Here is a 12,528-nt window from a genome sequence, read left to right on the forward strand (position 1 = left end):
CCCGGCAGAGAGGGTCAGGCGCGGTAGGGCCATCCGCACTGGGTGGCCACCCGGCCCAGATAGCGGGCCGCGCGGCTGCCGGCGAGCGCGGTCACGGCCAGGCGCTCGCGCGGTGCGGAGGCGGTGGGCAGCGGGCGCCAGACGAGCTGGGGGTCGTCCATCACGGCGACGCTCGGACGCAGCGCCACCAGATCGCGGGTGGTCTGCAGCGCGTGCACGAACAGGGCCCGCTGGTCCTGGTCGACCGGGTGCAGCACGGCCTTCCAGCCCAGTGCCGTCAGCTGCGCGGGGACGGCGTCGGCGTATCCGGGCGCGCATCCCTCGTCGTACCAGAGGAGGCGCTGCGTGGAGAGGTCCTCCCAGGTCAGCCGGGGGCGGGCGGCCAGGGGGTGGGTGGTGGACAGGACGACGCCGAGCGGCTCGTCCCACACGACGGCCCGGGAGAGGCGGGGCGCGGTGACCGGCAGCCGCATGATCCCGAAGACGATCTCGCCGTGCTCCAGCAGCTCGGGCTGGTCCGCCGCACTGACCGAGCGCATCCGCAGATGCGGCCCGGTCCGGCCTCTGCCCTGGTGGGCGCTCTGCCCGGCGAGGCCGTTCTGCACCTCGGTCAGCACCTGCGCCGGTACGCCGCCGCACACGCCGACCGGCCACAGGGTAGGGGTGGGGGCGGCGGCCGCGATGGCCGACCGGAGCTGGCCGGGGATGCTCTGGATTTCCTTCAGAAAGGCCCGGCCGCCCGCCGTCAATTCCACCCCGCGGGAACTGCGGACGAAAAGCGAGGCCCCTATTCGCTGTTCCAGGCGCTTGATCTGCTGGCTGAGGCTGGGCTGTGATATGCGCAATTCCTTGGCGGCCGCGGAGACCGTGCCGGAGCGGACCACCGTCAGGAAATACCGAAGGTGCCGCATGTCGAAGTCGTCGACATGCTCGGCATGCGCGACAGCGCGCTGAATCTCCTCCTGGTGCGACTCCTCGGGGGACGGGCCGGGGGCTGCGCGCCCGAGGGGGAACGGACCGATCCTTTCATCCAGCACACTCATCTGCCTGCCTCCGTCACTTCATGTCGACCGCCTCCGCGGACCGGCCGGCGGCCGGGCGGCGAGCGGCCCGGCGGACCGGGACGACCTCATCATGACAGAAAATTCCTTCGGGATGGTATTTTTTACGTGTCCGAAACGGCACCCTCATCGCCCGGCCATGTCGCGGTCGCCTCCGCGGCCGCCTCCATGGCCGCCCCCATGGCCCTCTCCACGGCCGTCTCCATGGCGGTCTCCATGTCCGTCTCCGCGCTCCCCGGCGAGCGCGTCGAGCAGCAGCCGCCACACCGCCTCCCGCGTGGGGGCGCTGCCGTGCCGGTCGTCGCACTGCGAGGCGTGCAGCACGCCGTGCAGCGAGGTGAGCAGCAACTCCCCGACGAGTTCCGGCGGATAGGGGGCCATGGCGCCCTCCTGCTGCGCCCGGCGGACGAGGCCGACGAGGTGGCTCCGGACGTCCTCGAAGAGGTCGGGGGTCGCGCGTGCCAGGCAGGGCAGGTCGGTCGCCAGCCGGAGGGCCGCGCGGAGCCGGATGTCCGACCCCAGGCGCCGGGCGAGCTCCAGGACCAGTTCCTCCAGCACCGCCCGCGCCGCGGTGCCCGGCCGGTCCCGGGTGTGCCGCAACTCCTCCCACGCCACGCGGGACTGGGCGAGCAGGGTCCCGGCGAGGATCTCCTTGGACGGGAAGTGTCCGTAGAGGGCCCCTTTGGTCATCCCCGTCCGCCGCGCCACGTCGTTCAGCGTGGCCTTGGCGTATCCCTGCGCCGCGAACTCCTCGGCCGCGGCGTCCAGCACCTTCTCACGCGTGCGCAGCGCCCTTTCCTGTTTGGCCATGCGGGGTGCCCTCCGGTCTTGATCGAGAGCACAAACATACCCTTGGGAAGGATTGCTCCGAGGAGGGGAAAGTCGGCCGTACATCAGGTGCCTGAGACGGCCGGATCATGCCGTTGGCCTGCGGCGGAACGGGGAGGTCGACCGGTCGTGAAGGTGGGGGCGGCCGGCCCGTCGGCTTCGACAGGACGATCCACAAGCACAGGACCGAAGCCTTTGTGACAAGGTCTGGGCGTGACGACGTTGTTCCTGACGGTCGGCCTGCCCGGGGCCGGAAAGACCACGAGGGCTCGGCTGTTGGCGAAGGAGCACAACGCGCTGCGGCTGACGCCGGATGAGTGGATGCTCCCGCTGTTCGGCGATCCGCAGCCGGCCGGGAAGCGCGACGTGCTGGAAGGACGGCTGCTCTGGGTGGGTCTGGAGGCACTGAAGCTGGGAACGAACGTGGTCCTGGATTTCGGTTGCTGGTCTCGTGACGAGAGGTCCGCGATCCGCTGGTTGGTGAGGTCCGTGGGCGCGTCCTGCCGGCTCGTGTACGTGCCGGTGGACCATGAGACCCAGCGTGCTCGGGTCGCCCACCGCCAGTCGACCAGCCCTGGTCAGACCTTCGCGATGAGCGAGGCGGACCTCGCACACTGGAGGACGCTGTTCGAGGAGCCCGACGCCACGGAACTCGATGGACATGAGGTGGGAGGTCCGCCTCCCGGGTGGTCGGGCTGGCCGGAGTGGGCCGCCGACCGCTGGCCATCGCTCGCGTGACGGTCCGGCCGACCTCGGTGCCGCCCAGCAACGCAGCCGCGCATGCACTCCGAACAGGGCACGTCGTCGGATCGCCAGGTCATTCGAGAGCGTGTGCTGCGGCCTGAATGGCTCGGGGCTGGTCGAGGAGATCAGTGCTGTCGGCCCACTGGTCCACGCTTCCCACGAGCGCCAACCTCCGAAGGTCCCGGTCCGTGACCGTCTCCGCGAGCGCCTGCGCGAAACGCTCAGCGCGCAGAACCTGGAACGGGCGCGAGTGGTAGGGCCGCCGCTTCGGGTCCACGGGTCTGTGGAGCCCCGACGCGTTCTGAAGAGCGGCGACACCCTCATAGGCATCACACAGATGTGCCTCCCGGGTCCGGAAATCCGTCGCGGCCAGTGCACCCCGGAGAGCCGGCTTGAGCGACTCGGCCGCGGGAAGCTGCCCGAAGGCACTGCCCAGCCACTTGCTGTAGGGGGCGTAGCGGCGCTCCAGCAACAGGCACAGGCGCATGAGATCGCGAACCAGCCGAGCGGCCACGACGGCCGAACCGATGTCGTCGCCGACTTCCGCGCACCGTCCCACGAACGCTTCTTCCTGCGAGACGCGCTGCCACTGGCAAGCCAGCAGATACCGCCACACCTGGTCCGGGTACCAGGCCAGCCGTCGACGGACGTCGGTGAGAGTGCCGAGCCCATCGTGGAACACGGCTCCGCCGGTGGTCTCGGCGAGCCGCTGCTGCGGCATCGCCAGCCATTCACGCGTGGTCGGTCCTGCACCGGCCGAACGCACTCCGAGCCGTTCGGTCAGCCATCCGTCCACGTCGTGCACGTCTACGCGGTGGTTTACCGGGCCGTCGGTCGACCGCATACGCCCGACCGGGTCCAGCGGGTCGTCACTCTCCTGGAAGTGGGTGGGCCAGCCCCGAATTTCCTTGGGCAGTCTCTCGGCCAGGGTGCGGCGGACCGCAGCACCGTGCCGAGCCCGGTCCTCGGCCGTCAGGAAGATCTCGAGTCGCGGGCCCCATTCATGATCGGCCGACCGCGGTGTGTCGAAGCCCAGCACCTCGGAGCCGCTACCGATCCGAGCAGCCGCGTGACGCAGCCCGGGAAACGCATCCCGGAGGATCGGTTCCACCGCCTCCTCGTACAAGACCTCGGACAACTCGATGCCAGGCGTGAACGGGGCCCCGGAGATCGTCATAACCCAACCGTGCTGGACCTGCACAGCCCGAGGCCACCGGATATCCGCCCTGCCGGCCCCGCTCGCTCACCCGTGGAGCCGGATCACTTCGTAGCTCACACACAACCTCGGGCTCACGCCTGGTACAGGTCGATGTGGTTGCCGCCGGGGTCCTGCACGGTCGACGACCGTGGCTTCCAGGGCCTGTCGACCGGTGCCCCGATCTCAACGGCGCCGGCGGCGAGCGCACGCGCGTGTGCGGCGTCGATGTCGTCGACGCCCAGGCCGAATTTGGCCGGCCCGCCGGCCCACGGGTGTGACGCGGGGTTGGCCACCGTCAGGAGGAAGAAGTCGTCGTCAGGGTAGGTGCCGAACTGGAAGGAGCTGATCTCCTCGTGGTAGGCGGCGTCGAAGGCGTCGCGGTAGAACGCGATCGACGCAGGCAGGTCGTCGACCACGATCGTGACCTGGCTGATGCGGCGGGTCTTCACGGGTAGCCCCTTCTCCATGTAGCGATCGACGGTGTCGATGAGCTCGGCCAGCGCTTCGGCTCCGGCTCGCAGGCGTTCACGGTGCTCGGCAAGCACCGCGCCGACGCCGCGTTCGCGTACCGCGCGCATGGCATCGACGGGAACCTGGAGACGGCGCAACGTCGCGTACAGACGCGCCTCGTCCACCTGGTCGGGCCGGTACCGCCGGTATCCGGTGTCGGGGTCGACATAGGCGGGTTTCAGCAGCCCGACGTCGTCGTAATGCCGCAGCGCGGTGATCGACAGACCGGTGACCAGGGAGAAGCTCCCGATGCTCAGCACGGGACCATTGTGCGAGTCTCGGGTCGCCCGAGAGTCAAGCAGCGTCGCAGATCAGATTTTCGAGGGTCCCCGGGCGGAGACGGAAGTCATTCCGGTGATGCGGGGCGTTTGCGGTGGCTGGCGTTGAAGCGGGCCTTCTTCTCGCGGTTGCCGCACGTGTTCATGTCGCACCATCTGCGCGTGCGGCTTCGGCTGGTGTCGAAGAAGGCGGCTCGGCAGGTTGGTGACGCGCACAGGGCCAGTCTTCCGTCTCGTTCGCCCGCGATGATGCCGATCGCATCGGCGGCGATCACGCCGAGGGCGTCCTCCACGGCGGAAGCCGAGCCGAACCTCCACCGTCGCTCCCCCTCGGGCGTCAGGATCGCCGCGGCCCGGCCCTGAACGCTGCGGTCGTTGATGACGCGGACGGCGGACGCGGGAAGTGCCTCCTGGAGCGCGGCCGCGGTCGCGGCGGCGTGGATCGACTCCCTCAGTTCCCGGGCGAGGTCGAGCTGTGCGCTGGTGCAGGAGTCCACGGCGAGGCCGTATACGGCCAGCCAGTCGACGAGTCGCTGTGGCGTGGGGATGCGCTCCACGGGATGGCCGTGGCGCTCCGACAGGGTCCCCGTGAAGCTCGTCGCCAGCACGCTGCCGAGGCGGAAGTCAGGGAACGCAGGACACATGGAACCACCTTAGCCGGTTGCCCGCTGCCGCGCCGGGGTGTTAGAACCGTCTTAGCCGGTTCCGCTATGGCCAGGAGGCCTCATGCCCCGTCCGACCAGCGACGTGTACGCAGACGTGCAAGCAGATGTGCAAGCGTTCGAAGCCCGCGCGACTGATGCCGACCTCGACGATCTGCGCGCGCGGCTGGCCGCGGCGCGACTGCCGGAGACGGAGACGGTCCACCGCGCCGCGCCCGGTCCTCGCCGGTGGGACCAGGGCGTTCCGCTCGCCGACCTCGTCGACGTCGTGAACTACTGGCGCGACGGGTACAACTGGCGGACGTTCGAGGAGCGCCTTGCCCGTATCGGCCAGTTCCGTACGACCATCGATGGTCTGGGGATCCATTTCCTGCACCGCCGGTCCGCGCGCGCGGACGCCACTCCGCTGGTCCTGACGCACGGCTGGCCGGGCAGCATCGCCGAGTTCGTCGATGTGGTGGACGAACTGGCGGATCCGAAGGACGGGGACGCGCCCGCGTTCCACGTCGTGGTTCCGTCGCTGCCCGGCTTCGGTTACAGCGACAGGCCCGCCGCCACCGGGTGGGGAACCGAGAAGATCGCCGCCGCGTGGGTCGAACTGATGGGCAGGCTCGGCTACCGCGAGTTCCTGGCCCACGGCGGCGACTGGGGAGGGAACATCACCACCGTTCTCGGCGGCAGGTTCCCGGACCACGTTCTCGGCATCCACTCGACGTTCGCGGAGGCACCGCCCGGGTTGACGACGGACGGGCTGACGGCGGTCGAGCGCGAGTGGACCGAGGAGACCCGCGACTTCTGGAGCCGGCGCGCGGCGTACGCGAAGCAGCAGGCGACCCGGCCGCAGACCATCGGCTACTCGCTCGTCGATTCGCCGGTCGGCCTCCTCGCCTGGATCCTCGACAAGTTCGCCGAGTGGTCGGACACCGAGGACAGCCCGTTCGAGACGATCTCCATGGACAGGATCCTCGACGACGTCACCCTGTACTGGCTGACGCGGACCGGTGCGTCGGCGGCCCGCATCTACTACGAGAGCCACGCCTCGCTGGATCCCGAACTCCGGGTCGACGTCCCGTCGGCGATCACGATGTATCCCCGCGACATCGAGAAGTGTCCGCGCCCCTGGGCGCAGGAGCGGTACCGGCAGATCGTCCGGTGGAGGTCACCCGAGCGCGGGGGGCATTTCCCGTCACTGGAGGTTCCCGGGTACTTCGTCAGGGATCTGCGGGAGGGCCTCGCGGCGGTGCTGGCCGCACGTCGGTGAACGCGGCTCGGCTGCCCGGCACTCGCTGACCGGCGACCGACGACCGGCGACCGGGGTCAAGACCGCTTGCCCCGGGCTCCGGAGAGGGTCGGCCAGCCGAGGCGGGCGGCCTCGTCCCGCAGGGCGGGGGAGCCGCCGACCACGACCGGGTGGCCGACCGCGCGCAGCATGGGCAGGTCGCTGTCGTGGTCCCCGTAGGCGTGGCAGTCGGCGGCCCGGCCGCCGCGCTCGGCGAGGAACGCCTCGACCGCGTCGGCCTTGGCCCGGCCGATCATCGGGCGGTCGATGTCCCCGGTCAGCACGCCGTCCGCCGTGACGGCCTGGGCGGCGCACCGTACGGCGGTGGCCCCGAGGTCCGCGGCGACGGCGTCGACGACGGGGCGCAGGGAGCCGGACACCAGCACGACCTCGTGCCCGAGGGCCCGGTGCCGGGCGAGGGCGTCGAGTCCGGCCGTCACGAACGCCCGCTCGCCCCGGCGGTAGGAGGCGTACCAGCGGTGGGCGGCGGTGCGCAGGGTCCGCAGGGGGACGCCGGTGTAGCGCCGGTAGTAGTCGCGGTTGAGCCGCGACCGGTCGGCCGGAACCCGGGCGGGGCGGGGAGCGGGTGGGGTCGCGGGGAGCGGCCCGGCCTCCTCCGAAGCCGTCCAGAAGTCCCAGAAGTCGAGGAGGCTCTTCGTGGCGAGCAGGGTCTCGTCGACGTCGAAGAACGCGACCGGGACGGGAGGCGATGCGCTCATGCCGCGGCGCCTCCCGTCGGGGACAGCACCGCTTCCGCGTACGAGCGGGCCGCGGCGTCGGGGTCCAGTGCGGCGTGGGCCGCGAGGGCCGTGGCGTCCCGCCATGCGCGCTGGACGGCGCTGTCGGGGGACTGGGCGCGCAGCCCGGACGCGTGGAACAGGGCGTCGACCGCCTCCCGGCACAGCGTGGCCGCGGTGGTGGCGTCCCGGCGGTTCTCCGCCACCGTGAGGGGCGTGATCCTCGCCCGGTCGGCCCGTTCCGCCGCGCCGTCGAGCAGCAGGCCGGCGGTGTGGATCCGCGCGGAGGCCTGTGCCAGCACGGTGTGCGTCGCGGGGTGCGGCCGCTCCGCCCCGATCCGCTCGCCCGTCCAGGCGCGCAACGCGCCCCGGGCGACGCCGAGCAGAGGGGCGGCGAACATCAGCGCGGCGACCATGGGGTACGGCACGGTGTGGCAGCGGGCCGCGCCGGGTTGCGGCCGCAGCAGGACGTCCAGTGTGAACGTCCGGTCCCGCGGTACGACCACGCCCGCGCAGCGCACGGTGTTGCTGCCGGTGCCCCGCAGGCCCGAGGTGTGCCAGGTGTCCACCACGGTCACCTGGGAGCGGGGGACGGCGAGGACGCGGTGTTCCCGTCCCTGCGTGCCGTGCGTCCACGCGGCGAGCAGGACCCAGTCCGCGTGGTCGACCCCGCTGGCCGGGCGCCACGCGCCGTCGAGACGCCAGCCGCCGTCGACCGCCGTGGCCTCGCCCTGGGGCGGTACGACCGCGGCGGCGATCCGCGCGTCCGGGCCGTCGGCCCACACCTCGTGCCGCCCCTCGGGCGGGAGGTAGGCGGCCAGCCGGCCGTGCGCGGCGAACAGCGCGGCGCACCAGGCCGTGGCGGCGCACTCCTCCCCCACGGCGGCCGCGCCGGCCACGAGCGGGGCGAACTCCCCTGCCGCGCCGCCCAGTTCACGGGGTACGAAGTGGCGCGGGAAGCCCGCGCGGGTCAGGGCGGCGACGGTGTCGGCGGCGAGGACCCGCCGTTCCTCCGCGAGGGCGGCGTCCCGGCGGGCGGTCTCCCTCAGGGCCGTGAGGTCGCGCGGGACGACCCCGGCCTCGGTGCGCGTGGACTCGCCGGTCAGCATGCGATCCCCGTCCGGCGGCGGGCGCGGCCCGTCGTCCCGCACCGTATCCGGGCCTGGGCGAGCGTGCGGTCCCCCTGCGTGGCGGTCAGCAGGAGGGCGGCGGGACCGCCGCACGGCTCCCCCGGCTTCCCCGGCTCCGTCGGCTTCCCCGGCTCCCTGGGCTCCGTCGCGCGCACGGGCTCCGCCACGTCCTCCGGCGCCCCCATGCCCCGGGGCGCCCCCGTGCCCCGGGGCCCCGCCGTGCCCCCGGGTTCCGCCGTGGCCCCGGCTTCCGCCGCGCCCCCAGCCCCCGCCGTGCCCGCCGGTTCCACCGTGATCGCGACCGGCAGGTCCGGCTCGCCGAAGGACGTGAACTCGACGGTCAGCGCGCTGACATCGCGTACGCGGTCGGGGGCGACGGCACCGCGCGCGACCGCGGTGAGACCGGCCGCCTGGCGGAACGCCTCGACGAGGGCCATGCCCGGTATGTGGTCCGAGGGGTGGTCGAAGAGGACCGGGTGGCCCGGGTCCAGCCGCAGCCACCACCGGCCGGACCGCCCGGCGTCGGCGGCGAGGAGCACGTCGCGGTCCTGCCGCAGCCCGAGCAGGGCCGGTGACAGCGCGACAGCACCGTCCACTCCCGGGTCGGCGGGCCCGGACGCCGTCGCGCCCCGCGTGCGGAGCAGGGCGTACCGGCGTGGCTCCATGGCCTCCCAGCGCACCCGTGCCCGGCCCGCCGCCCGGCCCGCCTCCCGGCCCGCCGCCCGGACCGTCGCCCGGACCGTCGCGTCCAGCTCCAGACAGGCGCGGCGGGGGTGCCCGGCGGCGCGCCGGCAGTGCGTCTCCAGCACCGCGTCGGTCAACGCCGGCAGCGTCTCGTCGAGTTCGACGGAGATCTCGCCGAGGACGAAGGGGTGTCCGAGGGGGATGTCGTGGAAGCGGTGGGAGAGGTGGATCGCCGCCTGCCGTGCCGTCTCGGCCAGCAGGACGGGGTCCAGGGTGCGGCCGTCGAGCGGAACGGCGAGGGCGTCCGAATCGACGAGGGCATCCGAGTCGACGAGGTCGTCCCGGTCGACGAGCCCGCCCCCCTCGATGAAGCGGTCGCGGTGCCAGCGGGCCGCGACCGCGTACCGGTCGCCGCCCAGGTGCTGTGCGTCGGTCAGGAGCACTTCCGCGGTGGCGGACTTGTGCACGGTTTCGCGGGGTACGCGGCGGTCGTGGCGGAGTCGGTCGCCGGGACGCCGGGAGGTTTCGGGGTCCGGCGGAGCGGCGGGGGACGGTACGCGGTGCAAGATTCTGTTCCCTTCCGGGTCGCGGAAGCGGGAGTGGGCCCGCTATGGTCCCGTCGTTCACGGGCAAGCGACGCGGAAAAAGATACCTTCCAGAAGGTATCGTGCCGAGAATTGTTTTGAGCCAGTACGGCCGGAATGATTCAGCCTGCCCTGGCCGCACACCCCCCGCCCGCGCCGGCCGAGGCCGCCGAGTCAGAGGAACCGACCATGCCCGAGCCCCAGCCAGCCATCGCCGCGTTCGCGTCGAGGAAGTTCGTCACCCGCAGGGGGCCGGACCCCAAGCAGGAGCGGTCCGCGCGCACCAGGCTGCTGGTGCTCAGGGCGGCGTCCGAGCTGTTCGCGCAGCACGGGTTCCGCCACACGTCGGTCAAGGACGTGGCCGACCGCATGGAGATGACCAAGGGGGCGGTCTACTTCCACTACCCCTCCAAGGAGGCGCTGGCGGTGGCGGTGGTGGAGGAGCACTACGCCCGCTGGCCGGCGCTCCTCGAGGAGGTCCTGGCGGAGGGCTTCGGGCCGCTGGAGACCGCCGAGCAGCTGCTGGCGCGGACGGCGGTGGCGTTCCGGGACGACATCGTCGTCCAGGCGGGGGCGCGGTTGCAGATAGAGCGTCCGCACATCGACGCCGAGCTGCCGACGCCGTACGTCGACTGGACCGATCTGCTGGCCTCCCTGCTCGTCGCGGCGCGGGATCAGGGCCTGCTGCGGGAGGGGGTCGCGCCGGACGCGGCGGCGCGGTCGCTCGTCTCGGCGTTCTTCGGGGCCCAGCACATCTCGGACGTGCTCCAGGGGCGGGCGGACGTGGTGGAGCGCTGGGCGGAGACGAGCGAGCTGCTCTTCCACGCCATCCGGGCGCACTGAGGCGGCGCCGGGGTCCGGCGGCCGGAACCGTGCGTGGCGGTGCTCTGCGGTGTGGGCCGCGGAGCACCGCCACGCCGGTCCACGGGGGTCCGGCGGTCCCGCCGTGGCGTCACGCCGGCTCGGGCACCCGGCGGTGGCCGGTGAGGACGACGATGCCGCCGATGACGGCCAGACCCATCAGGACGGTGCCGAAGATGGTCGCCCCGGTGGGCAGGCCCACGGCGTCCATGAGGTAGCCGGTGGACACCGGCAGCAGGCCGGCCGGGATGTAACCGCCCACGTTCAGCGCGGCGTTGGCCTCGGCGAGCCGCTGCGCCGGGACGGTGGAGTTGAGCAGCGACAGGCCGCCGAGCTGGCCCATGCCCTGGCCGGCCCCGGCGAGCAGGGCGGAGGCGACGAGCAGGGCGACCGACGAGGCGTGCACGGCGGCGATCAGCGCGCCCATGCTGAGGGTGGTGCTGATGGCGCCGGCGGTCAGGATGGTGCGCCGGCGCAGCTTCTGCACGGCGAACTGGACGCCGGTGGCGGCGAGGAACATGACGAACGCCATGGCCCCGGAGACGATCCGGCTGGTGGTGCCGAGCAGTTCGGTCAGCAGGGTCGGGCCGAGCGACAGCACGAAGGACGTGGCGGTGATGCCGGGCGCGAACACCGCGATGCCCAGGGCGAGATGGATGCCGTTGCCGTGCGGCACGCCGGGCACGCGCACCCAGGCGCCCTTGCCGCGGGCGGCGGGACGGCGCACGGGCATGCGCAGCACGGCGAGGACGGCCGTGGCCAGCAGGACGGCCTCGACGACGAAGACGGTCACGGTGGGGGCCGGGAGCGTCTCGGACAGCAGGCCGGCGAGCAGCGGGCCGAGGCCGGCCCCGAAGACCATGGCGCAGGAGGCCAGTAGCGCGGCGAGCCGCTTGCGCTCCGGGCCCGCCACGTCCGTCACGGCCGCCATGCCGGCGGAGACGACGGCGCCGACGGCGATGCCGGTGAACAGCCGGGCGATGATCAGCGCGGCGACCGTCGTGGCGGTCGCGAAGATCGCGCAGGCGGCGAGGGCGAGGCCGAGGGCGGGCAGCAGCACGGGCTTGCGGCCCAGCCGGTCGGAGACGACGCCCGAGACCAGCAGCGAGCCGAGCAGCCCGACGATGTAGAGCGCGAAGACGACGGTCAGGGTGCCCTTGGAGAACCCGATGTCGCGCTGCCACAGCACGTACAGCGGGGTCGCCGCGTTGGACAGCACGAAGACGGCGGTGACGGGCCACGCCGCCAGCCACACCCACCAGGTGGGCGTACGGCGCTCGGACCGCGCCGGTGCGTCCGGCTCCGGTGGTGCGGGGGCCGCGGGGCGTTGCTGTGCGTCCACCGCCTCGGCGGACACGGTCTGACTCTCCGACATGGGTGCTCCCTCCGGGCAAGCTCAGTACGAGTCCATTCGAACTTAGCATGCAGTACGATTAAACTCGTACATAGGATTCGGGTTATAGGGAGTGGCCTATGTCTGCGACGGTGCGAGAGGCGCCGGTCATCAAGGTCGTGCCGGAGCCGGACGACCTGCCGGAACCGCTGCCCGAGCCGGCGGTGGAGGACCTGCGGCTGGAGACGGTGCTGGGCGCGCTGAGCGACCCGCTGCGCCTGCGGATCGTGCAGAAACTGCTGCTGGAGTCCGAGGCGTTCGACCACTCCTGCGGCTGGTTCGGCCTCGACCGCCCCAAGTCCTCCCTCACCCACCACTTCAAGGCCCTGCGCGAGGCCGGCGTCACCCGCCAGCGCCAGTACGGCCTGGAACGCCGCAGTCACGTCCGGGTCGCCGACCTCGATGCCCGCTTCCCGGGCCTGCTTGGCCTGGTGGCGGCGTGGACCCCGCCGGACACGGCCTGAACGGACGCCCGCACCCGGCGTCCGCGTTCCGCCGGGTCGCCGGGTCGCCGGGTCGCCGGGGGCGCGTCCCTTACGGTTCCGTTGTCAGCCGGCACGGGACGGGGGTCGTGAGTCG

General features: G+C 72.6%; 13 protein-coding genes. 4 read left to right on the forward strand and 9 right to left on the reverse strand.

The genetic code is table 11. From position 1 onward, the window contains the following. Positions 1 to 14: 14 nt before the first annotated feature. Together ACSUPV_RS19345 and ACSUPV_RS19350 are read right to left on the reverse strand one after the other, a co-directional pair. Entirely contained in the window at positions 15 to 1,043 is a 1,029-nt protein-coding gene (locus ACSUPV_RS19345; protein WP_359792829.1) for a LysR family transcriptional regulator, read from the reverse strand. A 144-nt stretch (positions 1,044 to 1,187) separates the two neighbouring features. Beyond that, positions 1,188 to 1,871, reverse strand: coding sequence for a TetR/AcrR family transcriptional regulator (locus ACSUPV_RS19350; protein WP_051648844.1), 684 nt, complete (start codon positions 1,869 to 1,871; stop codon positions 1,188 to 1,190). Positions 1,872 to 2,102: 231 nt separating this feature from the next. Here ACSUPV_RS19350 and ACSUPV_RS19355 point away from each other — a divergent pair, with 231 nt between their 5' ends. Then, positions 2,103 to 2,627, forward strand: a complete 525-nt coding sequence (locus ACSUPV_RS19355) for an AAA family ATPase (protein WP_359792831.1) — start codon at positions 2,103 to 2,105, stop codon at positions 2,625 to 2,627. A 79-nt stretch (positions 2,628 to 2,706) separates the two neighbouring features. Here the strand turns inward: ACSUPV_RS19355 and ACSUPV_RS19360 are convergent, their stop codons facing one another. The 3 genes from ACSUPV_RS19360 to ACSUPV_RS19370 all read right to left on the reverse strand — a co-directional run bounded on the left by ACSUPV_RS19360 (position 2,707) and on the right by ACSUPV_RS19370 (position 5,263). Beyond that, on the reverse strand, positions 2,707 to 3,810 hold the full coding sequence (locus ACSUPV_RS19360; RefSeq protein ID WP_436947912.1) for a DUF4037 domain-containing protein: 1,104 nt from the start codon (positions 3,808 to 3,810) through the stop codon (positions 2,707 to 2,709). 113 nt (positions 3,811 to 3,923) lie between these two features. Continuing rightward, on the reverse strand, positions 3,924 to 4,601 hold the full coding sequence (locus ACSUPV_RS19365; RefSeq protein ID WP_436947913.1) for a VOC family protein: 678 nt from the start codon (positions 4,599 to 4,601) through the stop codon (positions 3,924 to 3,926). A gap of 86 nt (positions 4,602 to 4,687) precedes the next feature. Further along, a complete protein-coding gene (locus ACSUPV_RS19370; RefSeq protein ID WP_037762494.1) occupies positions 4,688 to 5,263 on the reverse strand; it encodes a CGNR zinc finger domain-containing protein in 576 nt (191 codons plus the stop codon). A gap of 82 nt (positions 5,264 to 5,345) precedes the next feature. Between ACSUPV_RS19370 and ACSUPV_RS19375 the strand changes: the two genes are divergently transcribed. Beyond that, positions 5,346 to 6,542 carry an epoxide hydrolase family protein gene (locus tag ACSUPV_RS19375; RefSeq protein WP_031118005.1) on the forward strand — a complete coding sequence of 399 codons (1,197 nt, stop codon included), beginning with the start codon at positions 5,346 to 5,348 and terminating at the stop codon, positions 6,540 to 6,542. 56 nt (positions 6,543 to 6,598) lie between these two features. Here ACSUPV_RS19375 and ACSUPV_RS19380 read toward each other — a convergent pair whose 3' ends face one another. The 3 genes from ACSUPV_RS19380 to ACSUPV_RS19390 are packed head-to-tail and all read right to left on the reverse strand — an operon-like array spanning position 6,599 to position 9,578. Beyond that, positions 6,599 to 7,279 (reverse strand): HAD family hydrolase, encoded by a 681-nt coding sequence (locus ACSUPV_RS19380; protein ID WP_037762497.1) that lies wholly within the window; start codon positions 7,277 to 7,279, stop codon positions 6,599 to 6,601. Further along, positions 7,276 to 8,406 carry an oxidoreductase gene (locus tag ACSUPV_RS19385; protein ID WP_436947914.1) on the reverse strand — a complete coding sequence of 377 codons (1,131 nt, stop codon included), beginning with the start codon at positions 8,404 to 8,406 and terminating at the stop codon, positions 7,276 to 7,278. The genes ACSUPV_RS19380 and ACSUPV_RS19385 overlap by 4 nt, the downstream gene beginning before the upstream one ends. Continuing rightward, positions 8,400 to 9,578, reverse strand: a complete 1,179-nt coding sequence (locus tag ACSUPV_RS19390) for an AfsA-related hotdog domain-containing protein (protein ID WP_436947915.1) — start codon at positions 9,576 to 9,578, stop codon at positions 8,400 to 8,402. The genes ACSUPV_RS19385 and ACSUPV_RS19390 overlap by 7 nt, the downstream gene beginning before the upstream one ends. Positions 9,579 to 9,884: 306 nt before the next feature. On the opposite strand from ACSUPV_RS19390, the gene ACSUPV_RS19395 reads away from it, so the two are divergent. Further along, entirely contained in the window at positions 9,885 to 10,538 is a 654-nt protein-coding gene (locus tag ACSUPV_RS19395; protein WP_078650847.1) for a ScbR family autoregulator-binding transcription factor, read from the forward strand. A gap of 109 nt (positions 10,539 to 10,647) precedes the next feature. Here the strand turns inward: ACSUPV_RS19395 and ACSUPV_RS19400 are convergent, their stop codons facing one another. Beyond that, a complete protein-coding gene (locus ACSUPV_RS19400) occupies positions 10,648 to 11,931 on the reverse strand; it encodes an MFS transporter (protein WP_359792846.1) in 1,284 nt (427 codons plus the stop codon). 98 nt (positions 11,932 to 12,029) lie between these two features. Here ACSUPV_RS19400 and ACSUPV_RS19405 point away from each other — a divergent pair, with 98 nt between their 5' ends. Next, positions 12,030 to 12,413, forward strand: a complete 384-nt coding sequence (locus ACSUPV_RS19405) for an ArsR/SmtB family transcription factor (RefSeq protein ID WP_037762502.1) — start codon at positions 12,030 to 12,032, stop codon at positions 12,411 to 12,413. Positions 12,414 to 12,528: the final 115 nt, after the last annotated feature.

Origin of the sequence: Streptomyces sp. SudanB52_2052 (assembly GCF_964272415.1) — a bacterium.
Taxonomy (GTDB): Bacteria; Actinomycetota; Actinomycetes; order Streptomycetales; family Streptomycetaceae; genus Streptomyces; species Streptomyces olindensis.